This is a genomic window from Variovorax sp. KBS0712 (genome assembly GCF_006323185.2).
GTDB lineage: Bacteria > Pseudomonadota > Gammaproteobacteria > Burkholderiales > Burkholderiaceae_C > Variovorax > Variovorax boronicumulans.
Map to the genome: position 1 here is coordinate 1401834 of NZ_VCCD02000002.1, position 23078 is coordinate 1424911.

Annotated in this window: 20 protein-coding genes; 9 read left to right on the top strand and 11 right to left on the bottom strand. The window is 70.9% G+C overall.

What is annotated here, in order from left to right:
* Positions 1–69 precede the first annotated feature (69 nt).
* The 5 genes from FFI97_RS23515 to FFI97_RS23535 all read left to right on the top strand — a co-directional run bounded on the left by FFI97_RS23515 (position 70) and on the right by FFI97_RS23535 (position 4801).
* A complete protein-coding gene (locus FFI97_RS23515; protein WP_139705572.1) occupies positions 70–1623 on the top strand; it encodes a class I adenylate-forming enzyme family protein in 1554 nt (517 codons plus the stop codon).
* Complete coding sequence (locus FFI97_RS23520; RefSeq protein WP_139705554.1) at positions 1624–2745, top strand: SLC13 family permease; 1122 nt, start codon at positions 1624–1626, stop codon at positions 2743–2745.
* A 38-nt stretch (positions 2746–2783) separates the two neighbouring features.
* Positions 2784–3476, top strand: a complete 693-nt coding sequence (locus FFI97_RS23525) for a helix-turn-helix domain-containing protein (protein ID WP_139705556.1) — start codon at positions 2784–2786, stop codon at positions 3474–3476.
* A gap of 64 nt (positions 3477–3540) precedes the next feature.
* Positions 3541–4392, top strand: coding sequence for a DMT family transporter (locus FFI97_RS23530; RefSeq protein WP_070061911.1), 852 nt, complete (start codon positions 3541–3543; stop codon positions 4390–4392).
* A 79-nt stretch (positions 4393–4471) separates the two neighbouring features.
* Positions 4472–4801, top strand: a complete 330-nt coding sequence (locus FFI97_RS23535; RefSeq protein WP_095747028.1) for a hypothetical protein — start codon at positions 4472–4474, stop codon at positions 4799–4801.
* Positions 4802–4882: 81 nt separating this feature from the next.
* On the opposite strand, the gene FFI97_RS23540 is transcribed toward FFI97_RS23535, so the two are convergent.
* The gene (locus FFI97_RS23540) at positions 4883–5947 is read right to left on the bottom strand and encodes a DUF6708 domain-containing protein (protein ID WP_139705558.1); all 1065 of its coding nucleotides are present in this window, start codon (positions 5945–5947) and stop codon (positions 4883–4885) included.
* Between the two features lie 268 nt (positions 5948–6215).
* Here FFI97_RS23540 and FFI97_RS23545 point away from each other — a divergent pair, with 268 nt between their 5' ends.
* Positions 6216–7088 (top strand): hypothetical protein, encoded by an 873-nt coding sequence (locus tag FFI97_RS23545; protein ID WP_139705560.1) that lies wholly within the window; start codon positions 6216–6218, stop codon positions 7086–7088.
* Between the two features lie 108 nt (positions 7089–7196).
* Here FFI97_RS23545 and FFI97_RS23550 read toward each other — a convergent pair whose 3' ends face one another.
* The 7 genes from FFI97_RS23550 to FFI97_RS23580 all read right to left on the bottom strand — a co-directional run bounded on the left by FFI97_RS23550 (position 7197) and on the right by FFI97_RS23580 (position 15847).
* Positions 7197–8240: an NADP-dependent oxidoreductase gene (locus FFI97_RS23550; RefSeq protein WP_095747032.1), complete on the bottom strand. Its 1044-nt coding sequence runs from the start codon at positions 8238–8240 to the stop codon at positions 7197–7199.
* Positions 8241–8358: 118 nt separating this feature from the next.
* Complete coding sequence (locus tag FFI97_RS23555; protein WP_139705561.1) at positions 8359–8721, bottom strand: DUF3325 domain-containing protein; 363 nt, start codon at positions 8719–8721, stop codon at positions 8359–8361.
* 31 nt (positions 8722–8752) lie between these two features.
* Positions 8753–9391: a DUF4198 domain-containing protein gene (locus tag FFI97_RS23560; protein ID WP_095747033.1), complete on the bottom strand. Its 639-nt coding sequence runs from the start codon at positions 9389–9391 to the stop codon at positions 8753–8755.
* A gap of 53 nt (positions 9392–9444) precedes the next feature.
* Positions 9445–11619 carry a TonB-dependent siderophore receptor gene (locus FFI97_RS23565; protein ID WP_185993699.1) on the bottom strand — a complete coding sequence of 725 codons (2175 nt, stop codon included), beginning with the start codon at positions 11617–11619 and terminating at the stop codon, positions 9445–9447.
* A 171-nt stretch (positions 11620–11790) separates the two neighbouring features.
* On the bottom strand, positions 11791–14289 hold the full coding sequence (locus tag FFI97_RS23570; protein WP_139705565.1) for a TonB-dependent siderophore receptor: 2499 nt from the start codon (positions 14287–14289) through the stop codon (positions 11791–11793).
* An 87-nt stretch (positions 14290–14376) separates the two neighbouring features.
* Entirely contained in the window at positions 14377–15315 is a 939-nt protein-coding gene (locus FFI97_RS23575; protein ID WP_139705566.1) for a FecR family protein, read from the bottom strand.
* Positions 15308–15847, bottom strand: a complete 540-nt coding sequence (locus tag FFI97_RS23580) for a sigma-70 family RNA polymerase sigma factor (protein ID WP_174543711.1) — start codon at positions 15845–15847, stop codon at positions 15308–15310. Before FFI97_RS23580 ends, FFI97_RS23575 begins: the two co-directional genes overlap by 8 nt.
* A 179-nt stretch (positions 15848–16026) precedes the next feature.
* On the opposite strand from FFI97_RS23580, the gene FFI97_RS23585 reads away from it, so the two are divergent.
* The 3 genes from FFI97_RS23585 to FFI97_RS23595 are packed head-to-tail and all read left to right on the top strand — an operon-like array spanning position 16027 to position 20569.
* Positions 16027–17220 carry an efflux RND transporter periplasmic adaptor subunit gene (locus FFI97_RS23585; RefSeq protein WP_409574643.1) on the top strand — a complete coding sequence of 398 codons (1194 nt, stop codon included), beginning with the start codon at positions 16027–16029 and terminating at the stop codon, positions 17218–17220.
* The gene (locus tag FFI97_RS23590; protein ID WP_260685121.1) at positions 17217–19193 is read left to right on the top strand and encodes a MacB family efflux pump subunit; all 1977 of its coding nucleotides are present in this window, start codon (positions 17217–17219) and stop codon (positions 19191–19193) included. Before FFI97_RS23585 ends, FFI97_RS23590 begins: the two co-directional genes overlap by 4 nt.
* Before the next feature lie 8 nt (positions 19194–19201).
* Positions 19202–20569 (top strand): efflux transporter outer membrane subunit, encoded by a 1368-nt coding sequence (locus tag FFI97_RS23595; protein WP_144004516.1) that lies wholly within the window; start codon positions 19202–19204, stop codon positions 20567–20569.
* Here the strand turns inward: FFI97_RS23595 and FFI97_RS23600 are convergent.
* The 3 genes from FFI97_RS23600 to FFI97_RS23610 form a co-directional block, all read right to left on the bottom strand.
* The gene (locus FFI97_RS23600; protein ID WP_409574648.1) at positions 20550–21857 is read right to left on the bottom strand and encodes a sensor histidine kinase; all 1308 of its coding nucleotides are present in this window, start codon (positions 21855–21857) and stop codon (positions 20550–20552) included. The genes FFI97_RS23595 and FFI97_RS23600 overlap by 20 nt on opposite strands.
* Positions 21858–21946: 89 nt before the next feature.
* Positions 21947–22645 carry a response regulator transcription factor gene (locus FFI97_RS23605; RefSeq protein ID WP_062478915.1) on the bottom strand — a complete coding sequence of 233 codons (699 nt, stop codon included), beginning with the start codon at positions 22643–22645 and terminating at the stop codon, positions 21947–21949.
* A 50-nt stretch (positions 22646–22695) separates the two neighbouring features.
* A complete protein-coding gene (locus FFI97_RS23610) occupies positions 22696–23076 on the bottom strand; it encodes a hypothetical protein (RefSeq protein ID WP_260685122.1) in 381 nt (126 codons plus the stop codon).
* Positions 23077–23078 lie beyond the last annotated feature (2 nt).

Sequence of the window (23078 nt, forward strand, 5' to 3'; positions counted from 1 at the left end):
CGGCACACCCCGCGGCGGGCTTCTTCGCTATCCTGCCGTCTGGCCCCAGACGAAGGATCGACCTTGAACTTGCACCCCGCCCTCCAGGACGCCGCCGCGCGCGACTTCGGCACCCTTGCCGACCTGGTCCGCCTCCACGCCCAGCACACCCCCGAGCGCCCCGCGCTGGCCGATGCCCAGCAGACGCTGGACTACCGCGCGCTCGACGCGCTCATGGACCGCATCGCCGCTGCCCTGCAGCGCGACGGCCTGCGCGCCGGCGACGCCATCGCCGTCTGCGCCGCCTCGTCGGTGCCTTATGCCGCCGTGTTCCTGGGCGCGCTGCGCGCGGGCGTGGCGGTGGCCCCGCTGGCCCCCGGCTCGGCGCCCGCCAGCCTGGCGCGCATGATCACCGACGCCGACGCGCGCCTGCTGTTCACCGACGCCTCGGCCGCCGAAGTGGTCGGCGCCGCGCAGGCCACCGGCCTGCCGCACATCGCGCTCGACGGCTCCGACGTCGGCCGCGCGCTCGACGACTGGCTCGCCGCGCCCGGCGCGAAGCCGGAGCCGGTCGACGCGCAGCCCGACTGGGCCTTCAACATCATCTATTCGTCGGGCACCACCGGCGAGCCCAAGGGCATCGTGCAGGGCCACGGCATGCGCTGGTCGCACATCCAGCGCGGCGCCAAGTACGAGTACGGGCCCGAGACGGTCACGCTGCTGTCGACGCCGCTGTACTCCAACACCACGCTGGTCGTGTTCTTCCCCACCCTCGCCTTTGGCGGCTGCGTGGTGCTGATGCCCAAGTTCGACGCGCTGGGCTACCTGCAACTGGCCGAAAAGCACCGCGTGACGCACACGATGCTCGTGCCGGTGCAGTACCAGCGGCTGATGGCACACCCGCGCTTCGACGCGCACGACCTGTCGACCTTCCGCCACAAATTCAGCACCAGCGCGCCCTTCAACGCGGCGCTCAAGGCCGACGTGCTCAAGCGCTGGCCCGGCGGACTGGTCGAGTTCTACGGCATGACCGAAGGCGGCGGCACCTGCATCCTGGAGGCGCACCTGAACCCGACCAAGCTGCACACCGTGGGCCAGCCCGCGCCGGGCAGCGACATCCGCCTGATCGACGAGGAAGGCAACGAGCTGCCGCGCGGCGACACCGAGGTGGCCGGCGAGGTGGTGGGCCACTCGGCCGGCATGATGACCGGCTACCACCGCCAGCCCGCGAAGACGCGCGAGGCCGAATGGTTCGACGCCACCGGCAAGCGCTTCATCCGCACCGGCGACGTGGGCCGCTTCGACGCCGACGGCTTCCTCACGCTGTTCGACCGCAAGAAGGACATGATCATCAGCGGCGGCTTCAACATCTACCCGAGCGACCTCGAAAGCGTGCTGCGCGGCCATGCGGCGGTGGCCGACGTGGCGGTGGTCGGCATTCCGTCGGAGCAGTGGGGCGAGACGCCCGCGGCCTTCGTGGTGCGCCGCGAGGGCGACGCCACCACCGAAGAGGCGCTGCTGCAATGGGCCAACGCGCAGGTCGGCAAGACCCAGCGGCTGGCGCGCCTGCGCTTCATCGACGAGCTGCCGCGCAGCGCGATCGGCAAGGTGCTCAAGCGCGAGCTGCGCGACCTGAGTGCCTGAGTGAGCGCCGCAAGCACCGACACCGCCCCGCCCGAACACGGCGGCGGCAACGGCCTGCTGTGGGTGCTCGTGGCCGTCGCGGTCGTGTTCGCCTTCGTGCGCCCGCGCGCGCCGATGGACTGGCTGCGGCTGGTCGACTGGCAGACCGTGGGCGCGCTGGCGGGCCTGCTCGCCATCACCCAAGGCGTCGAGAAGAGCGGCATGCTGCAGGCCGCCGCGCGGCGCCTTCTGGCGCACACGCACAGCCAGCGCGGCCTGGCGATGGCGCTCACGGCCACGGCCGCGCTGCTGTCGGCGCTGGTGACCAACGACGTGAGCCTGTTCCTGCTGGTGCCGCTCACGCGCGTGCTGGCCGTGCAGGCGCACCTGCCGCTGGCGCGGCTGGTGGTGCTGCAGGCGCTGGCCGTCAACGCGGGCTCGGCGCTCACGCCCATCGGCAACCCGCAGAACCTGTACCTGTGGCACCGCTCGGGCGAGAGCTTCTTCGGCTTCATGGCCATGATGGGCCCGACCGTGGCGATCATGCTGTTCTGGCTCTTCGTGGCCGTGTGGTGGCTGGTGCCGCACACGCCGATCGCGCTGCGCGAGGAGACCGAGGCCGCGCCCGTGCAGCCGCGCCTGCTGGCGCTGGCCGGCGTGCTGTTCGTCGGCTTCGTGGTCGCGCTCGACCGCCACTGGCTGCTGCCCGGCCTGGGCGCGGTGTTCGGCGTGCTGCTGCTCACCTACCCGCGCGTGCTGCGCGGCATCGACTGGGCCTTGCTGGCGATCATCGCGCTGATGTTCGTCGACCTGCGCCAGGCCGCCGAGCTGCCCGCCATCGCGGCGCTGCTGGGCCACTGGCCCATCGGCGAGGGCTGGCGCGCCTACCTGGCGGCCATTGCGGCCTCGCAGGTCATCAGCAACGTGCCGGCGGCGATCCTGCTCGACCGCTACGTGCACGACCTGCCCGCGCTGGCGGCCGGCGTGAGTGTGGGCGGCTTCGGCTGCGTGCTGGGCTCGCTGGCCAACCTGATCGCGCTGCGGCTGGCCAAGCTGCCGCACGGGCTGCGCGAGTTCCACCGCATCAGCATTCCGTTCTTGCTGGTGTGCGCGGCCTCGGCGCTGCTGCTGCGGCTGGGGTGATGACAGGCGGCGGGGCGGCGCGGACAATCGCTCCCGCCATGCACACGCCCGCCCCCGTCCTCTCGTTGCGCGACTACACGCCATCGCGCGGCAGCCATGCGCACGACCACTTCCAGGTGCTGCTCGGGCTCGACGGCGTGCTCGAGATCGAAGTCGAAGGCCGCGGCTCGGGCATCGGCACGGGCCAGGCCCAGGTCGTCGCACCCGGCGACCGGCACGACTTCGAGGCCCGGCGCGGCGGCAGCGTCTGCCTCGTGCTCGACACGCCGCATGCCCCGTGGGCACGCTGCGTCGAACAGCCGCCGGCCGATGCGCCCCGGCTGCACGCGCTGGCCCGCTACCTCGCGCACTGCCTGCAGCAGCCGCAGCACGCGGCGCTCGCCCTGCAGCACGGTCCGGCGCTGCTGCTCGAGGCCTGGGGCGCCGTCGCCCCGTCGGTCGCCGACACGCGCCGCCGCCGCATCGACTGGCCGGCCCTCGCGGCCTGGGCGCAGACGAACTGGCACCGGCCGCTGGGCGTGGCCGACCTGGCCGAGGTCGCCTGCCTGAGCCCCAGCCAGTTCGCGCAGCGCTGCCGCGAGGAGCAGGGCCAGAGCGCGATGCTCTGGCTGCGCACACTGCGGCTGGCCCATGCGCGCGAACTGCGGCTCGAAGGCCTGAGCGTGGCCGAGACGGCGCGCCGCACGGGCTACCGGTCGCCGTCGGCGCTCACGGCCGCCCTGCGCCGCTGACACCGTCGTTGCGCGACGACGCACCGTCGGGCCGCGACGAACGCGGCGCGTAGCCTCGGCGTCCATGCCCGCCACCTTCTACGCCCTGCTCGCCATCGCGCTGTGGGCCACGCTCGCCACCTTCGGCACCGCGCTGTCGCACCTGCCGCCCTTCCTGCTGACCGGGCTGGCGCTGATCGTCGGCAGCGTGCCGAGCTGGCCGCTGGTGCTGCGCGACCGCCGCGCCTGGCGCGTGCCGCCGCGCACGCTGGCGCTCGGGGTGTACGGGCTCTTCGGCTTTCACTTCCTGCTGTTCATCGCGCTGCGGCATGCGCCGCCGGTCGAGGCCAACCTCGTGAACTACCTCTGGCCGCTGCTGATGGTGGTGCTGGCGCCGGTGCTGCTGCCGGGCGTGTCGCTGCGCCCGCTGCATGTGGTGGCGGCGCTGCTGGGCTTTGCGGGCGCGGCCATCGCGATCCTCGGCGCGCGCGGCGGCAGTGCGGCGCTTCCCGGCGCGCCCGCCACGTACTGGGGCTTCCTGCCGGCGGCCGGCTCGGCCTTCATCTGGGCCAGCTACTCGCTGTGGACGCAGCGCGTCACGCCCTTCCCGACCTCGGCCATCGGCCTGTTCGGGCTGGTGTCGGGCGCGCTCTCGCTGGCCTGCCATGCGCTGCTGGAGCCGTCGGTGGCGCTGTCGGCCAAGGACGGGCTGCTGGTCGCGCTGTGCGGCCTGGGCCCGCTGGGCGCGGCGTTCTTCGTGTGGGACATGGCGCTCAAGCGCGGCGACGCGCGGCAGATCGGCATCCTGAGCTACCTCACGCCGCTGGCCTCCACCGCGCTGCTGCTGGCCGTGACCGGCCGGGCGCTCACGGCCAGCATCGCGCTGGCGGCGGCGCTGATCATCTCGGCCGCGGTGATGGGCACGCGTGCGAAATGAGACAAATCAGGGCGATGCCCGACAGAGCTTGTCGTTTTTTGTGGCTAGAGTGGAGGCTCAGGAAAAAGGAGTCACCCCCATGGATCAGAAGAACAACAAGACCGAGGATTTCGAGATCACGCCCAAGCTGGTGTTCGACATGAACCTGGCGCTGTACCTCGACCTGGTGGCCGCGCTGGAGGGCGCGGGCGCCGTCACCTACCGGCAGATGGCGGCGCGGGTCCTGAACATCAGCATGGACGCCCGCACCGACGGCGACACCAACCTGTCGACCGTGCTCGAAGGCATCGCCCAGGGCTTCGCAGGCCACGGCGACGGCCTCTCGATCGAACTGCTGAAGGCCGCGCGCGGCCTGCGCGAGGACGATGCGATGGGCGACATTCCGATGCGGCCCAACCTGGACGACTGACCCGTCGCCTGCGGCATCGATCTCCGGCGGCCGATGCGCCGTGCAATCGGCGGGGCGAGGCGACGCTGCCGCTTTCACCGCTCAAGGCGACTTCCTGACGGGCAAAGGCCGCCCCACCCGTTCCAGTACCTCCTGCGGCCAGATGACCTTGCGCATGGTCATGTGGCTGATCCAGTTACACAGCGCCCACAGGGTGAAGAACGGCAACGTCACAGGAAAAAGGAGCAGAAAAAGAACGGTCGGAAAACGGTTGGTTCTCCACCACCAGCCCAGCTTGGGCCCGAAGGGGCTGACCACGCCCATGCTTTGCCACAAGCTGCGGGGGCGCTCGAAGATTTGAAGCTGCTCGCCCTGCGGAACACCAGCCCCCCCGTCTTCCATGAAGCGACGGATGTGCTCCCACAGCATCGGCACGGTGTACTCGCCCATGCCCAGGCTGTTGCCCACATCGAATTCATCAAGCAGGCGGCCCTCCTTTTCGTCGGGCTTGCGGTAGTCGCGCACCACCAGCGTCAGGCTGTGCAGGCGCGAGAGGGCCTGACCAGTGGATGCCAACGTCACACGATGTTCGGCCGTGATGCAAGCCCAGTCGTATTCCACCGCCTGCAGCGCGATGGGTTTGAGGCGCAGGCGCCGCCACCCGCTGTCGGCAGAACCGTCGAGCGGCGGAAACAGGCGATAGACCTTGCGGTGCTTGCGGTCGAAGACGGTCGGCTCGTCCTCAGGGGCGAAGAGGTCCATGCGCAAGAAGAAAAGGTACCAGCGGGGAAAAACGTAGAACGCCAGGAATGCAACGACCACCATCTCCAGCGCCAGGAACGGATGCCGCCAGGACGTGAACACGCTCAATATTCCCGAGGAAACCGCCATCCAGAGGGCCCATGTCTGGACGACAACGCCGGCCGCCACGCTCATCAACGCAAATCCGCGCATCTGTGCGGATGCCCCCGGTTGCTGAAGCACGATCGCGTCCTTGAACACCGCCACCACATTGTTCATGGCACTGGGCTCGTCGCTGGCGCGCTTGTTCTTTCTGAAACGCTCCAGCACGCCATTGAGCGCCTGGCCGTCTACCGTGTTCGGCACAGGCTCGACGCCTTGCAGCAACGCGATGGCTGGTGCCACGAACTCACCATGCTTGAGCACGTTCAGCGTCCTCCGATGCAGCTGTATCGTGCTGCATTTTCTTGAAAATCATCCAATCAGGGCTCGATGGGTCTGGGTGCGGAGATTCTGGGCCACAGCCAGTGCATCGGGTCGGCCTTCAGCGCTGCTTGAATGACGGCCCCCAGAGCGTCCAGTATCTTGCTGTGGTCCATGCGCCGTGCAGGTCGTTCACACGACCGGCCCACTGACGAAGCGCGGAGGTTGTCAGAATTTCTTCCCTTTCATACCCACCTGTCCCGAGAGCACGATGACCTCATCGAAAACCCCCTCGGATGGGGCCCTGTCGGCAGTGCTGCACAAGGTCAGCGACAACATCGTCCTCATCGGACCTGCGCGAAACAGGTTGCAGACGGGCGCAGCATTCGCGTCGTTCTGCTCGATGGTCTTGCTCTGCCTGCTGTGCGCGACCTTCATCGTGGGCGACGACGGGCCCAACGGATGGGCATCTTTCCTTCTCTCGCTTGGCATCGCCATGTTTCTGCTGGTGATGGTCTGCACGCAGTTTTTGTATCCTCGAAGCTTTCTGTTTCAACGTGCGCCGACCTATGCGGTCTTCGATTGCGAAGCGCAGCGGGGCTACTGGGCAAGCGATGGCCAGTTGCGCCCTGTGGCATGGAAGGAAGTTCGTTTCGATGCCTTCGAAACCAGCCGCCGATTGAGCGCTGGACAATGGCTGCACCAGCATTTCCTGCGGATCGAAAGCTCAGGACCGTGCGAGGGAAGCAGCATCGACATACCGGTCACTCAGACCTTTGACAGCTGGAGCGGCACCCTGGTTGTTTCCAGGCTCAACACTGCCTTGCGTGGCTTCATGGGCAGCAGCCATGCCATGGGCGCTGACATCGCGGACCTTCGCCAGCAGCCTCAAGGGAGCATTCTGCGGTCCATCGGATCGTGGGTCATCCCGCCCCATCAGTCCCTCAAGACGCACCCCTGGAGCGTTCTTTTCGGGGTGTTCGGCTTTCCATGGGTCAGCTTGTTTTTCATCTTCACCGCCTTCTACATGGCGGCTGTCAAAGCCACGAGCACGCCCGCCCGCTGGTCGGATGAACTGCTGTCCAGGATCGGGGAGATTCCGGCAGGGTCCCAGCTGGAAGCCATCATCTCGTCGAAGGTCTGACCGACCGTTGCGCAAGGCCCGCCCGCGTTTGCCAACGATCGGTCGTCTTCCCGATGCCCCGCTGGGGGGCAGCCCCGCCTGACGGGGCTGCTGATGCTTTCGGCAGCGTCAGTCTTCGGCGACTTGCAGCACCAGCTTGCCGAAGTTCTCCCCAGCGAACAGCTTGTTCAGCGACTCGGGGAAGGTGTCGAGCCCCTTCACGACGTCTTCCTTGCTCTTCATGCGGCCGTCCTTCAGGTAGCCGGCCATCTCGGCGATGGCAATGGGGTAACGGTCGGCGTAGTCGAACACCACGATGCCTTCCATGCGCGCGCGGTTCACGAGCAGGCTCAGGTAGTTCTTCGGGCCGGCGGCCGGCATGCTGTTGGCGTTGTTGTACTGGCTGATGGCGCCGCAGATGATCACGCGGGCCTTGCGTGCCAGGCGTGCCAGCACGGCGTCCAGAATCTCTCCGCCGACGTTGTCGAAGTAGATGTCCACGCCCTTCGGGCAGTGGGTCTTGAGGCCTTCGCGCACCGCGCCCGCGCCGGCCTTGTAGTCGATGCAGGCGTCGAAGCCCAGCTCTTTCACCACCCAGTCGCACTTGGCGGCGCCGCCGGCGATGCCGACCACGCGGCAGCCCTTGATCTTGGCCAGCTGGCCCACGGTCTGGCCCACGGCGCCGGCCGCGCCCGAGACGACCACGGTTTCGCCCGCCTGGGGCATGCCCACGTCCATCAGGCCGAAGTAGCCGGTCATGCCGGGCATGCCCAGCACGTTGAGCCACTGGGTGATGGTGCCCACGCGCAGGTCGACCTTCACGAGGCCGTTGCGCTTGATCTGGTCCTGCGGGATCAGCATGTATTCCTGCACGCCGAGCGTGCCGTACACGGTGTCGCCCACGGCGAACTGCGGGTTCTTCGAGGCCACCACGCGGCCGATGCCGCCGGCGCGCATCACCTCGTCGATGGCCACGGGCGGGATGTAGCTCTTGGCGTCGTTGAGCCAGCCGCGCATGGCGGGGTCGAGCGACAGCGACAGCGTCTTGACCAGCACGCCGCCCTCGTCGGGCTGGGCCACGGGCTCGGTGCTGAAGCGCCAGTGCTCGCGCGTGGCCGTGCCCTCGGGGCGCTTGGCAAGACGGACCTGGTGGTTGGTGAGGGCGCTGCTCATGGTGTCTCCTTGATGGGTGAATGTGCCGGGCATCGGCGACGCAGCCGCATCGTAGTCGCGGGCCAAGACCCCGCGCGTAGCGCAGGCGACAGCCCGCCCTGCCCCTCCGGATGCCCTGCTATGGAAGCAGGAGCAGCCCGTACGCCGCCGCCGTGGCGACGCCCAGCACCGAGGCCACGGCGCCGACGCGCCGCGCCCAGCCGGGCCGGTAGCTCACGAGGCCGACCACCACGAGCGCGGCGGCCGTGAGGGCGCCCAGCCACAGCACCCAGCCCATGGCCAGCCCGCGCAGGCGCAGCGCGGCGACCAGCGACAGCCCCAGCAGCGCCGCACCGCCCAGCTGCTGCCAGGGCCGCGACGGGCCCGGCGTGCGGCCGCGCCCGTGGGCGTCTTCGTAGTGACGGTCCATCGCCAGGCTCAGCGTGACGAAGCCGCCGAGCGCCGACGCGAACAGGGCGCACACCAGCGCGAAGGTGCTCATCAAAAGCACCCCCGCGCCGGAAGCCCCGCCCTCACCGGACGACGAAGCTCAGCGTGGCGACGTGGCGCGTCTGCGTGTAGGGCTTGCCGTCCCAGCTGCCCTTGCCGTCCTTGTCGGTGTGGTTCACCTCGACCACGTACTGGCCGGGCCAGGGCGTCTGCAGCGTGACCTGGCCGGCGTCGTCGGTGGTGAACTTCTTCTCCCACTTGGGCGGGCCGAACACGACCACCTCGGCCTTGGGCAGCGGCTTGCCCGCGAGCAGCAGCGTGAAGCTGTTGCTGTTGGCGGCCTGCGGCACGAGCTCGAGCGTGTGGCGCGCGACGGTTTCGGTGCGGCCGGTGCGTGCCTGGTACAGGCTCGCCACGCCCTTGTCGCTGACGTAGGCGCCCACGAGGCGCGCGTCGCCGCTGGCGTCGGCCTTGACCACGAAGTGGTCGGCATGGCGCGTGGCCGGCGTCTGCTTGCCGTCGGCGGCGATGCCGCGCGGCGCGCTGACCAGCTTCAGGTGGCCGGCCTCGGTCTCGCGCAGGTCGTCGGCCCATTCGCCGAAGTAGGCCTTGGCCTCGCCGCCCGCGGCGGGTTCGAGCCAGACGAAGTGGGCGTGCGCGGCGCCCGAGAAAACGAACGCGGCCGCCGCGAGGGTGGCAAGGGAGAACAGGGGTTTCTTCATGATCGATGCTCCTAGGTTGATTGATGGTTGAGACGGAATGGAAGGCTGCTTGTTCAGAACTTGGCGCGCAGGGTCAGGCTCACGTTGCGCGGCTCGCCCCAGAACACGCTGTCGTAGAAGCCCACGTTGCGGTAGTACTTCTTGTCGAAGACGTTGCGGATGTTCAGCTGCGCCGTGACGTTCTTGTGGATCTCGTAGCTGGCCATGAGGCTGAAGACCGCGTACGCCTTCTGCGAGATGCGCGGCAGCGGGTCCTTCATGCTGAAGAGCGGCGGCTGGCCATACCACGACTCGCCGTAGATGCCGCTTTGCGCCGTCATGTCGCCGCCGACCTTCAGGCCGCGCCAGGCGCCGCCGAAGCGATAGGCGGTCGACAGGCGCAGCAGGTGCTTGGGCTGGTTGGGCACGGCACGCGCGCCCTTGGCGGTCTTGGCATCCAGGTAGGTGTAGCCGGCGGCCACGTTCCAATCGGGCGTGATCTGGCCCGACACGTCGAACTCGAGGCCGCGCGCCGTCACGCCGTCGCCGCTGGCCACGTAGGCCTGGCCGCCGTCGGGCAGGCGAAAGCCCGCGGGCACGCTGCGGTCGAGCTCGGCCAGGTTCTTCTTCTTGACCTGGAACACGGCGGCCGAGGCATTGAGCGCGCCGCCGAAGTACTCGCCCTTCACCCCCAGCTCGGCGCTGGTCCCGGTCTCGGGCGTGAGGTACTGGTCGTTGCGGTCCTTCGAGGTCTGCGGACGGAACAGCGTGGTGTAGCTGGCATACAGCGAGTGGCGCTTGTCCAGGTCGTAGACCACGCCGACATACGGCGTGACCTCGTCCTTCGACTCCGACTTGCCCGTGGTGCGCGTGTACTGCTGCGCCGTGTTGTAGGCGTGCGTGTAGCTGCGGTAGTTGCTCACGCGCGCGCCGACGATCACGCTCAGCGGGTCGGTGATGCTGAAGCGGCCCGCCACGTAGCCGCCGTTGAGCTGCGTGAAGCCCACGGTCTTGGAGCCGTCGGCCAGGAAGATCGGGCGCGGGATGTTGCCGGTCCAGGTGCGGTAGTCGGGAATGGCCTCGGGGTACGGGATCACCGGCGTGCCGCCCTGCGAGGTGTAGGTCTGGTTGCCGCCGTTCCATCCGGCGATGAAGGTGTGGCGCCGCCCGAACAGGCTGAAGGGGCCGGTGGCGTACAGGTCGAAGTTGTCGTTGACGTACTCGCCCTCGCCCCACACACCGCTCCACAGCTTCATGCCCTGGCCGGTGAAGCGGTTGGGGTAGCCCGCGCCGCCGTTGGCCACGGTGGTGTTGTTGGTGCTGGTGGTGCGCGCATAGCCCAGGTGCACCTTCCAGTCGTTGTCGAAGCGGTGCTGCAGCGAGACGAAGGCCGTGTGCTGCTTGTTGGCCCAGGTGCTCCACGGCGCACTCAGGCTGGTGTTGCGCGGCAGGTTGGCGAGCGTGCCGTCGTGGTTCCAGTAGGGAATGGCGCCCCAGGTCGCGCCCGTGGGCTTGTTGTCCTGGAAGTCGATGCCGGCGGTGAGCAAGGTGGAGCGCGTGAGGTCGGCCTCGACGATCACCATGCCCACGGTCTTGCGCTCGTGGTACATGTCCATGTACGAGTCGCGGTCCTGCCAGGCCAGCGCGGTGCGCGCGCGGATGCGGCCGTCGGCGGTGAGCGGCACCGACAGGTCGACCTCGGCGCGCTTGTGGTTCCAGCGCCCGTAGCTGAGCGAGGCGCTGCCCTGGAACTCGCGCGTGGGGCGCTTGCGCACCGAGTTGATGGTGGCCGACGGATCGCCCGTGCCGCCCATGAGGCCGGTGGCGCCGCGGATGACCTCGATGCGGTCGTACAGCACGGTGTCGGACAGCGGCGAATTCGGCCCGCGCGGCATGCCGTCGATCTGGAAGTTGTTGATCGAGAAACCGCGCGCCGAGTAGTTCACGCGCTCGCTGTCGGCCTGCCCGACCATGATGCCGGTGGTCTGGCCCAGCACGTCGTCGATGCGGGCGCTGCCCAGGTCGTCCATGCGTTCGCGCGTGATCACGGTCACCGACTGCGGCGTCTCGCGGATCGACAGGTCCATGCGCGTCGCGGTGGACGCCTGCTCGGCGGTGTAGGAGCGGCTGCCCTCGGTGCGGCCGCTGCGGTCGCCCGAGACGGTGACTTCGAACAGCGCCGCGCCGCTGGCGGCGGGCTGTTGCTGCGCGCTGACGACGCCGCAGCAAAGCAGGGCGACAAGAGCCACGGGAGACCGCCGGAAGCGGGCGCGTGAAAACGAATGCTGGTTCATGGCATGAAGAAAGGGGGCGGCCCGACCCGAGAGGTCGGCAACGCCCGTTGGCAGGAGATGGCTAGCGACGCACCCGGCCGCGAAGGGGCCGGCAGCGACCTGGCTGCGGAGAAAAAACGCGGTGCGTCAGTAGGTGCCGCGCAAGGTCACGAGCAGGTGGCGCGGGGCGCCGTAGAAGCTGCTGCTGGTGCTGGTGCGGTAGCGCGTGTCGAAGACGTTGTTCAGCGCCACCGACACGGCGAGGTGCTTGTTGATCGGGTAGCGCGCCATGAGGTCGAGCGTGGTGTAGGCCTGCTGCGTGAAGCGCGCGTGGCCCGAGGGACCCAGGCCCGTGCTGTAGGTGTCGCTCTGCCAGTTCAGGCCCCCGCCCACGGTCAGGCCGTTGCCGATGCTGGCGATGCGGTAGCTGGTGAAGAGCTTCAGCAGGTTCTTCGGCACCTGCGTGTTCAGCCGCTGGCCGGCCGCGTCGCGTGCCACGCTGTGCGCGAAGCCGCCGCCGACCTGCCAGCCGGGCAGCAGCTCGCCGGCCACTTCGAATTCGTAGCCGCGCGTGGTCGTGCCCTTGGCGGCGCGGTAGGCGGCCGAGCCGTCGGGCGCGAACTCGTTGTCCAGGCGCACGGCGAGGTTGTCCTGCTTCACCTGGAACACGGCGGCGCTGAGGTTGAGGCGGTCGTTGTGGAACGCGCCCTTCACGCCCGCTTCGTAGGCGTGCCCCTCGAGCGGATCGAGGTAGGTACCGCTGCGGTCCTTGCCGGCCTGCGGCTTGAAGATGCTGGTGTAGCTGGCGTAGGCCGACCAGTGCTTGTCGAGGTCGACCACCACACCCGCGTACGGCGTGACGACGCCCTTCTCGCTGCGCGTGGTGAGGGTGGCGGCGCGCTGCAGGGGGACGGTGCGCGTCACGTCCTTCCAGTCGCTCGCGCGCGCGCCGACGATCACCGAGAGCGCATCGGTGGGCCGCAGCCGCACCGTGGCATAGGCGCCCGACTGGCGCGTGGCGGTTTCCTGGCGGCCGGTCACGGGCTGCTGCGGCTGGGCGGGCAGGTCACCGTTCCAGCTGTTGAAGTTCGCGATCCACGGGTCGAAGCCCGCCACGTTCCAGCCCGCGTACAGCGGCGCGTCGCTGTGCGTGCGCGAGGCGTTGTAGCCCAGCACCAGCTCATGGCGCCGGCCGAGGAGTTCGAAGGGGCCGCTCGCGTACAGGTCGAATGCGTTCTGCACCGGCACCGCGTTCCAGCGGTTCGTCCACAGGCCGAGCCCCGCACCCGTGGCGCGGTCCATGTAGCCGCGCAGCGCGTAGCCGATGACGTCGTCGTAGGCGCGGCGCGAGCGGTTGAAGGCGGCGTGCACGGCCCAGCCGTTGTCGAAACGGTGGTCGAGCGCGGCGAAGTACTGGCGCTGGTCCTGGTACGAGTGGGCCCAGCGCGCGGCGGCGCTGCGCGAGCGGCCGTAGGTGGCCTCGCTGCCGTCGCTGAAATGCAGCGGCAGGCCGGCGCGCGCCACGCCGTCGTTGTCGTGCCGCTGCAGCTCGAAGCCGGCGCTCAGGCGTGTGCTGCGCGCGAGGTCGGCTTCGACGATGCCGTAAAACAGGCGCTTGTTCTCGTGGTGCCGCTCGATCCACGAATCGCCGTCCTGCACGGCCGCGACCACGCGCGCACGCACACGGCCGTCGGCGGTGACGGGCCCACCGATGTCGAGCTCGGCGCGCTGCCGATTCCATGTGCCTGCGCTGAACGAGGCGCTGGCCTGCAGCGCGTTGCCGGGGCGCTTGCGCACGAGGTTGACGGTGGCCGCCGGCGTGCCCACGCCGTTGAGCAGGCCGGTGGCGCCGCGCACCACCTCGACGCGGTCGTAGAAAGCCAGGTCACCCGTCTGCAGCAGCCAGGTGCCGGCCTGCGGGATGCCGTCGACCTGGTAGTTCTCGACCTCGAAGCCGCGCGCATAGACGGCGTTGGCGTCGGTGCCGGCGTTGCCGCTCTGCACGAAGCTCAGGCCGGGCGCCTGGCGCAGCACGTCGCTGATCTGGCCCAGGCCCTGGTCGTCGATGCGGTCGCGTGTGAGCACGCTGACCGACTGCGGCGTCTCGCGCAAGCTGAGTTCGAGCCGCGTCGCGGTGCCGATCGCGCCGTCGGTGGTGTAGGAGCCCGTGCCTTCGGTGACGGTGCCGGTGTCGCGCCCGCCGGTGACCGTGACCTCGCTGAGCGCACCGCCTGCCGCGGGCGCTTCGGCCTGTGGCTTCGGCCCCGGTGCGCGCTGCGCCGCTACGCGCAGCGCGTAGCCGCCCGAAGCGCCGCGCACCGCTTCGAGGCCGCTGCCTTCGAGCAGCTGCAGCAGCGCCTCGCGCGCCGTGTAGCGGCCCTGCAGCGCGGGCGCGCGCTTGCCGCGCACCACCTCGGCATCGACGCCGAGCAGCAGCCCCGTGCGCACAGCGAGCGCGGTCAGTGCGCTGCTCAGCGGCTGCGCGGGCTGGTGCCACTCGAAGGCCGCATCGGCGGTGGGCGTTTGCGCGGCGGCCGGCACGGCGAGCAGCACCAGGCTCGCGAGCGCGAAGGCACGGCGCAGGCGATGCCAGCGCTGCGCGCCGGCGTGCGCGGTCTCGGTCGGGTCTGCTGCAGGTCCTGTCATGGTGTGGTGAATCTCTTTTCACCACCTATGACAAGCGGGCACGGGAATCGGGTAGCGGTGCGCGCGGAAAAAAGTTCGACCGCCCGGTCACGGCGGCGCCGTGGTGGTCACCCGCACCAGCCACGGCGACAGCGTCGACACGCGCAAGGTCGGCAGCGCGCTGGCGAGCAGCGCGAGCGCGGCGTCGCTCTGCTGGATCGGCAGCACGCCGGTGAAGCGCAGCGCGCCCAAGGCCTCGTCGTCGGCCAGCAGCAGGCCGGGCCGGTGCCGCCCGAGCTGGCGCAGCACCTCGGCCACCGGCGCGTCGTCGAACACCAGCCGGCCCTGCGGCCAGGCCAGGCCGCCGGGCGCGGCGGGCACGGTGTCGGTGGTGACGCCGCGGCGGTCGAAGCGCACCTGCTGCCCCGCCTGCACGTCGACCCAGCGGTCGTCGCCGCCGTCCAGCGGCTGCACGCGCACGCGCGATTCGGTGACGGTGACGAGCGTGTCGCTCGCCTCGCGCCGCACGGCATAGCGCGTGCCCAGCGCCTGCGCGCTGCCGTCGCGGTCGACCACGGCGAAGGGCTTGTCGCCGTGCGCGACCTCGACGAAGACCTCGCCGCGCAGCAGCTGCACGCGGCGCACGCTGCCGGAGAAATCGATGTCGATGGCCGAGTCGCTGTTCAGCGCGACGCGGCTGCCGTCCTCGAGCGTGAGGTGGCGGACCTCACCGGTGCCGGTGCGCTCATCCGCCAGCCAGGCCTGCCACGGCATCGCGGCGCCCGCCACGAGCAGGCAGGGCAGCAGCACGAGCGCGCCCAGCGCCTGGCGCGAGAGGCCCCGGCGCGCGGGTTGCGGCGCGGGGGTGTCGGGTGTCACCGACTCCCACATGCGGCGCATCTCGGCCAGGAGCCGCGCATGGCGCTCGTCGAGCGCGCACCACGCCGCGCAGGCGGCGCGCGTGGCGTCGTCCACGCTGTCGTCGGCGAGGGTCACGGCCCACAGCGCCGCCTCCTCGCGCAGGCGCTCGGCGGCCGCGTCAGGCATGGGCCGGGGCGTCGGCGCTTTCCGTCTCGGGCACGGCCGCGGCCATGCGGCCGTGGCAATGCGCCAGCACCTTCGCGAGGTACTGCTTCACGCGCGTCTCGGACACGCCCAGTTCGGCCGCGATCTCGCGGTACGAGCGCCCTTCGACGCGCGCCATCAGGAAGGCGGTGCGGCTCTTCACGTCGAGCTCGGTCGCCAGCAGCGCGAGCACCTGGCCCAGCAGCTCGCGCGCGCACGCCTTGTCCTCGGCGCTCGGCGCGCAGGCGTCCTCGGCCATCAGCGCGACGGTGCGCAGCACCTCGGCCTCGACCTGCATGCGGCGAAAGCGGTTGATCATCAAACGACTCGCCACCACCTGCAGGAAGGCGCGCGGCTGGCGCAGCACCGGCTGCTGCGGCAGCTCGATGAGGTTGAGAAAGGTGTCGTGCGTGAGATCGGCCGCGGTGAAGCCGCAGCGCAGGCGGCCCAGCAACCAGCTGCGCAGCCAGCCCTGGTGGTCGACGTACAGCTGCCGGACTTCCGGATGGGACATGGTGTGAAGGGGCATCGCGGGCAGCGACGCAATTGAGAGTTATTCTCATTATAGATTTGTAAAGTTTGTCCTGTCCCCCGAAACGTCTCATTCCGCATGAGGCACCGCGCGGGCTACCCGTTTCCGCGCCTCGCACGTCTTAGCTGCATGACCCTCGCTTTCTTCTGCAGGGACGCCCGGTGACGGCGCCCGCTTCCCGTTCGCGCGCCGGCACACGCCTGCGCATCGCCGCCTTCGCGGCGCTGGCCCTGGCCGCCGTCGCGGTGGCCTACGTTTGGGCGAGTCCGCGCGACCCCGGCTGGGACACCGCCGTGCTGCGCCGCGGCGACATCGAAAGCAGCGTGACCGCCATCGGCACGCTGCAGCCGCGCCGTTATGTGGACGTGGGCGCGCAGGTGTCGGGCCAGATCCTGCGGCTGCACGTGCAGCCCGGCGACGCGGTGAAGAAGGGCCAGCTGATGGTGGAGATCGACCCCAGCGTGCAGCAGGCCACCGTGGACGCCGGCCGCGCCTCGCTCGCGGGCCTGCGCGCGCAACTGGCCGACCAGCACGCGCAGCACCGCCTGGCACGCCAGCAGTTCGCACGCCAGCAGCAGATGGCCGCCGAAGGCGCCACGCGCGCCGAAGACGTGCAGACCGCCGAAGCCACGCTGGCCTCGGCCGCCGCGAAGATCGCGCACCTCGAAGCCCAGATCGCCCAGACCCAGGCCACGCTGAAGGCCGACGAGGCCCGCCTGGGCTACACGCGCATCTACGCGCCGATGGCCGGCAGCGTGGTCTCGGTGCAGGCGCGCGAGGGCCAGACGCTCAACGCCACCTACCAGACGCCCGACATCCTGCGCGTGGCCGACCTGTCGAGCATGACGGTGTGGACCGAGGTCTCGGAAGCCGACGTGCGCCGCGTGAAGCGCGACATGGCCGTGTACTTCACCACGCTCGGCGCCGACCGCCGCCGCTGGGAAGGCACCGTGCGCCAGGTGCTGCCCTCGCCGCCCGTGCCCGCGGGCAAGAGTGGCGGCGACGCGCCGCAGGCGCCCGCCGCCAGCAAGGTCGTGCTCTACACCGTGCTGTTCGACGTCGACAACGCCGACGGCGAGCTCATGCCGCAAATGACCGCGCAGGTGAGCTTCGTCGCCGCCTCGGCGCGCAACGTGGTGGTGGCGCCGCTGCCCGCGCTCACGGCCGTGAAGGGCCAGGCCGGGCGCTTCACCGCGCGCGTGCTCGGGCCCGACGGCCAGCCCGCACCGCGCGACGTGCGCATCGGCGTGCGCGACCGGCTCTCGGGCGAGGTGCTCGAAGGCCTGGCCGAGGGCGAGCGCCTCATCACCGGCGAGCGCGCGGCCGGCGGCGGCACGCGGAAGTTCCAGCTGTGAGTGCGGCCGAGACGAAGACGACCCCGCTGATCGCGCTGCACGACCTGCGCAAGTCCTACGGCGGCCACGACGGCGCGCCGGCCGTCGAGGTGCTGCGCGGCATCACGCTGGAGCTGCATGCGGGCGAGTTCGTCGCCATCGTCGGCAGTTCGGGCTCGGGCAAGTCGACGCTGATGCACCTGCTCGGCTGCCTCGACCGCCCGACCGGCGGGCGCTACCTGTTCGCCGGCCAGGACGTGGCCGGCATGGACGCCGACGCGCTCGCGCGATTGCGGCGCGAGGCCTTCGGCTTCGTGTTCCAGGGCTACCACCTGATCTCCACCGAGTCGGCGCAGGAGAACGTCGAGATGCCCGCCATCTACGCCGGCGCGGCGCCCGCCGAGCGCGCCTCGCGCGCACGCGGGCTGCTCACGCGGCTGGGCCTGGGCGATCGGCTGGGCCACCGGCCGCACCAGCTGTCGGGTGGCCAGCAGCAGCGCGTGTCGATCGCGCGTGCACTCATGAACGGCGGACGCATCGTGCTGGCCGACGAGCCCACCGGCGCGCTCGATTCGCGCAGCGGCGAAGAGGTGATGGCGCTGCTCGACGAGATGGCCGCCGCCGGCCACACCGTGATCCTCATCACGCACGACCGCGAGGTGGCGCAGCGCGCGCGCCGCGTGATCGAGATCCGCGACGGCTGCATCGTGTCGGACAGCGGGTGCGCGCCCATCGAAGCGCCACCAGAGCCACTTCCGCTGCTCTCGGCCACGCACACGGCCGACGCCGCCGACACGCCGCGCGCCCTGCTCTCCGAACTGCACGAGGCGCTGCGCGCGGCCTGGCGCGTGATGTGGATCCACCGCTTTCGCACTGGCCTGACATTGCTGGGCATCGTGATCGGCGTGGCCTCGGTCATCGTGATGCTCGCGGTCGGCACCGGCTCGCAGGAGGCGGTGATGAAGCAGATCTCGCTGTTCGGCGCCGACAAGATGTACGTGGCCGCCATTCCCGACAGCGCGCGCGGGCGCGGCGGCAAGCTCACGCTGGCCGACGTCGACACCATCCGCCGCCTGCCCAACGTGCGCGTGGCCATGCCCTACATCGAGGGCTTCGTGGTCGCGCGGCGCGGCAACGTGGACCACCGCACCGAGGGCGGCGGCGCCACCACCGACTTCGAGCAGGCGCTGAAGTGGCCGACCGCGCGCGGCATCTTCTTCGACGAGAGCGACGAACAGAGCCTGGCCAAGGTCGCGGTGATCGGCGAGCGCGTGCAGGCCGCGCTGTTCGCCGACGGCACCGACCCGGTGGGCCAGCGCATCCTGCTGGACAACGTGCCCTTCGACGTGCTGGGCGTGCTCGCCGCCAAGGGCGCGGGCGGCGGCCAGGCCAGCGAGGACGAGCGCGTGATCGTGCCCTTCTCCACCGCCGCCGCGCGGCTGTACGGCAGCAACCATCCGACCTGGGTGGCGGTGGCCGTGCACGACGTCGACAAGGCTTCGGAGACGGCCGCAGAGATCGTCGAAGTGCTGGCCGCGCAGCGTCACGTGCGCGACGTGCAGGTGTTCGACCAGACCGAGTCGATCAAGGCGCGCGCGCAGACCCAGCGCACCATGACCGTGATGCTCGGGCTGATCGCGGCGGTGTCGCTGGTGGTCGGCGGCATCGGCGTGATGAACGTGATGCTCATGACCGTGCGCGAGCGCACGCGCGAGATCGGCATCCGCATGGCCACCGGCGCACGCCAGCGCGACATCCTGCGGCAGTTCCTGGTCGAGGCGGTGCTGGTCACCGTGACCGGCGGCGTCGCGGGCGTGGCGGGCGGGCTGCTCGTGGGCGCCGCGCTCATCGTGTGGAGCGTGCCGGTGATCTTTTCCCTCACGGCCATCGCAGGCGCCTTCGGCTGCGCCGTGCTCACCGGCCTGGTGTTCGGCTTCATGCCGGCCCGCAAGGCCGCCGCGCTCGACCCGGTCGCGGCCCTGTCTTCCGAATGACGACTGCCATGACGCGCCTTTTCTTCTCTCCCGCCGCGCTGGCCCTGGCGGCGCTGCTGCTCGCAGGCTGCGCGACGCCTTCGGCCGATGCGCCTGCGCGCACACCGCCCGTCGCCGACCCGTGGTGGACGGGCTTCGGCAGCACCGAGCTGCCGGCCTTCGTCGCCGCGGTCGATGCCGGCAACCCCGACGGCGATGCCGCCGAAGCGCGTCTGCGCCAGGCCGAGGCGCAGGAACGCATCACCGGCGCCTCGGCCTGGCCCGCGCTGTCGGCGACCGCCGATGTGCAGCGCCAGGGCCGGCTCGGCGGCGATGCGAACGTGAGTGGCAACCGGCGCGCGCTCGGGCTCGATGCGCGCTACGAGGTCGACCTGTGGGGCCGCCTGCGCGCACAGCGCGACAGCGCCGGCGCCTCGCGGCAGGCCAGCGCCTTCGACCGCGATGCGGTGCGGCTCGCGCTGCGCGCGGGCGCGGGTGCGGCCTGGCTCGAAGCGCTGGGCCTGCGCGAGCGCACGGCCATCGCGCGCCGCAGCCTGGACGATGCCGAGCGGCTGCTGCAGCTGGTCGAGGCCCGTGCGCGCGCGGGCGCGGCCTCGCCGCTCGAGCTTGCGCAGCAGCGCGGCATCGTCGCGTCGCAGCGGCGCACGGCCGCCACGCTGCACCAGCAGTCGCGCGCGGCGGACATCCGCATGGCGCGCTGGCTCGGCCAGGCCGGCAGTGAGGTGCGGATCGCGGCCACCAGCCTGCAGCAGCTCACGCTGCCCGCGGTCGACGCCAGCCTGCCGGCCGACCTGCTCGCGCGCCGGCCCGACATCGCACGCGCCGAGGCCGCGCTGGCAGCGGCCGATGCGGACGTGGCGGTGGCGCGCGCGGCGATGTTCCCCACGCTCACGCTGAGCGCCGGCCTTTCGGCGGCGGGGCCGCGCTTCGGCACGCTGTTCGATCACCCGGTGTACAGCCTGGCGACGGCGCTCGCGGCGCCGGTCTTCGACGGCGGCCGGCGCGCCGCGGCGCGCGACCTGTCGGCCGCACGGCGCGAAGAGCTGCTCGCGACCTACCGCGCCGCCACCGTTGCCGCCTTCACCGATGCGCTGACCGCGCTCGACGCCGTGGCCGTGCTCGACACGCAGCGCGCCGCGCAAGACGAGGAACTGGCACAGGCCGAGCGCGCGCGCACGCTCGCCGAGTCGCGCTACCGCGCGGGCGCCGAGACGCTGCTCACGCTGCTCGATGCGCAACGCACGCTGTTCACCGCGCAGGACGCGCGCGCGCAGTTGCTGCAGGCGCGCTTGCAAGCCAGCGTGGCGCTGTACCACGCGCTCGGCGGCGGCTGGTCTGCCGAAGCGACCACGCGCCTCAGCCGAACCGCACGCTGATCTGCAGGCCCGGGTGCGCGTTGCGCACCGTGAGCCGCCCGCCGTGGGCTTCGGCGATGAGCCGGCACAGGTACATGCCCAGGCCGACACCGCCGGTGGCGCGCGCCCGCGCGCCGTCGGTGCGATAGAAGGGCTCGGTCAGGCGTTCGAGCTGCGCGTCATCCACGCCGGGACCGAAGTCGCGCACCTCCAGCTCGGCACCGCCGTCGGCCGGTGCGCGCAAGCTCACGGTCGGCGGCTGCGGCGCGCCAGCGCTGTAGCGCAGCGCGTTGTCCAGCAGGTTGCGCACCATGAGGCGCACGCGCATGCGGTCCACGGCCTGCGGCGGCAAGCCCTCAGCCAGATCGAGCTGCACCGCCTGCGCGCCGGGCATCTCGGCCACGATCTCGCGCACCAGCGCGGCCAGGTCGACCGGCTCGCGCTGCAGCGCGGCATGCGGACTCGCGAGGCGTTCGCTTTCGAGCAGGTCGCTGATCAGGTCGCGCATCTCGTTGAGGTCGCGCAGCAACGCCTCGCGCTCGGCCTCGCCTTCGGGCGTGGCGGGCAGCAGCTCGGCGTTGAGCCGGGCCCGCGTGAGCGGCGAGCGCAGTTCGTGGCTCAGCGCCAGCAGCAGGCCGCGCTTGGCATCGAGCATGGCCTGGATGTCGCTGGCCATGGTGTTGACGCGCTGCGCGAGATCGCCCAGGTCGTCGTTGCGGCGGATCGGAATGGGCTGCGTGAACTCGCCGCGACCGAAGCGCTGCGCGCCCTCGCGGATGTCGATGAGCGGACGCAGCAGCCGGCTCACCAGTGCGTAGGCCACCACCACGAGCAGCAGCAGCACGCACAGCGTGGTCCAGCCCGCCGCGCGCGGCGCGAGCTGCCACAGCCGGGGCGCCCAGCCGAAGATGACCTTGTGCCCGTCGGCCGTGGGGCGCACGAACCAGCGCTCGGTGGAGAACATCGACTCCTCGCGGTCGCGGTCGTAGAACCAGCCGCCGCGCGCGTGCATGTCGTTGCCGGGGTTCGACTCCCAGTTCACGGTGGGCCCGGTGATGCGGATGGTGATCGGCAGCCGGTCGACCAGCGCCTGCGCGCGCACCGTGTCGGGCGGCGTGCCGAGTTCGGCAACGAGGCGGTCGGCGTAGTCCATCAGCATCGGCTGCGCGGCCTCGGCCCAGGTGCTGGAGAACGACCGCTTCATGCCGCCCACGAACACCGCCGCCATCACGAGCGCGAGCACCACGAACATCATCACGATGCGCACGCGCACCGAGCTGCGCCAGCGCTGCTGCATGTGCGCGTGCATGCGCGCATGCCAGTGCCGACGCCGCTCCTTGCCGGGGCACAGGCCTTTGTTGTCGGTGGGCACGGCGCCTGCGCGCCTGCGGGGAAATCTCATGAAGAAGGCTCGCCCGGCGCCACGGCCAGCGCGTAGCCGGCGTTGCGCAGCGTCTTGATGCAATCGAGCGGCTCGAGCTTCTTGCGCAGCCGGCTCACCACGATGTCGACCGCGCGCGTGAAGAGCTCGGCCTCGTGGCCGCGCAGCCGGTTCAGGATGTCGTCGCGGCTGAACACCTTGCCGGGCTCGCCGGCCAGCAGCGCGAGCAGGTCGAACTCGGTGCCGGTGAGCTCCACGCGCTCGCCGTGGCGCAGCACCTGGCGCCGGTCGAGGTCGATCGACAGGCCGTCGAACACGCGCAGTTGGGCGTTGGCGGCGGCCGCCGCCGGCGCGCTGCGCTGGCGGCGCAGGATGGTCTGCACGCGCGCCACCAGTTCGCGCGGCTCGAAGGGCTTGGGCACGTAGTCGTCGGCGCCGAGTTCGAGGCCGACCACGCGGTCCATGACCTCGCCGCGCGCGGTGAGCATCACGATGGGGATGTCGCTTTCCTTGCGGATCTCGCGGCACAGCTCGAAACCGTCCATCTCGGGCAGCATGACGTCGAGGATGGCCGCGTCGTAGTGCCCCGCGCGCAGCTTGGCGATGCCTTCGCTCGGGCGCTTGGCGCTGTCGAGCGTGCAGCCGAAGCGTGCGAAGTAGGTGGTCAGCGGCGCGGCGAGGTGTTCGTCGTCGTCGATCAGCAGGATGCGCGGCATGGCGGGATTGTGCCTCCTGGCAAAGAGAGCGCGAATGGCAAGGCTTGCAATCAATCCGGCCGGCATCGCACCGTCCAGACCAGGCCGGCGGTGAGGCCGGCGAGCAAGAGCACGTGGTAGACCACGTCGGGCACCGTGCGCGGGCCGATGCCCGCGACGATGGTGCCAAGGCCGACCAGCGTGCCCAGCAGGGCAAAGCCCTGTCCGGCGATCGCCGCGGCGCGGGCATGCGCGGGGCGGCGCCAGGTTTCGAGCGCCGCGAGCACCAGCACGGTGGCGATCACGGCCTCGGCGGTGCGCGCCTGCGGATGCGCGTGGCCGGCCCCGAGCCAGCCGCCGTGCACCGCCGACGCGACGGCGAGCGTGAACGCCTCGCCCAGCATCACGGTGCGCGCGAGCGCGGGGCGCATCGAGGGGCGCGAACGGGCCACGG

Bases quoted from the DNA above. Each gene is read 5' to 3' on its own strand.
- FFI97_RS23525 (WP_139705556.1), top strand. From the start codon at position 2,784: ATGCACACGCCCGCCCCCGTCCTCTCGTTGCGCGACTACACGCCATCG.
- FFI97_RS23530 (WP_070061911.1), top strand. From the start codon at position 3,541: ATGCCCGCCACCTTCTACGCCCTGCTCGCCATCGCGCTGTGGGCCACG.
- FFI97_RS23535 (WP_095747028.1), top strand. From the start codon at position 4,472: ATGGATCAGAAGAACAACAAGACCGAGGATTTCGAGATCACGCCCAAG.
- FFI97_RS23545 (WP_139705560.1), top strand. From the start codon at position 6,216: ATGACCTCATCGAAAACCCCCTCGGATGGGGCCCTGTCGGCAGTGCTG.
- FFI97_RS23550 (WP_095747032.1), bottom strand. From the start codon at position 8,240: ATGAGCAGCGCCCTCACCAACCACCAGGTCCGTCTTGCCAAGCGCCCC.
- FFI97_RS23555 (WP_139705561.1), bottom strand. From the start codon at position 8,721: ATGAGCACCTTCGCGCTGGTGTGCGCCCTGTTCGCGTCGGCGCTCGGC.
- FFI97_RS23560 (WP_095747033.1), bottom strand. From the start codon at position 9,391: ATGAAGAAACCCCTGTTCTCCCTTGCCACCCTCGCGGCGGCCGCGTTC.
- FFI97_RS23570 (WP_139705565.1), bottom strand. From the start codon at position 14,289: ATGACAGGACCTGCAGCAGACCCGACCGAGACCGCGCACGCCGGCGCG.
- FFI97_RS23575 (WP_139705566.1), bottom strand. From the start codon at position 15,315: ATGCCTGACGCGGCCGCCGAGCGCCTGCGCGAGGAGGCGGCGCTGTGG.
- FFI97_RS23580 (WP_174543711.1), bottom strand. From the start codon at position 15,847: ATGTCCCATCCGGAAGTCCGGCAGCTGTACGTCGACCACCAGGGCTGG.
- FFI97_RS23595 (WP_144004516.1), top strand. From the start codon at position 19,202: ATGACGCGCCTTTTCTTCTCTCCCGCCGCGCTGGCCCTGGCGGCGCTG.
- FFI97_RS23600 (WP_409574648.1), bottom strand. From the start codon at position 21,857: ATGCACGCGCACATGCAGCAGCGCTGGCGCAGCTCGGTGCGCGTGCGC.
- FFI97_RS23605 (WP_062478915.1), bottom strand. From the start codon at position 22,645: ATGCCGCGCATCCTGCTGATCGACGACGACGAACACCTCGCCGCGCCG.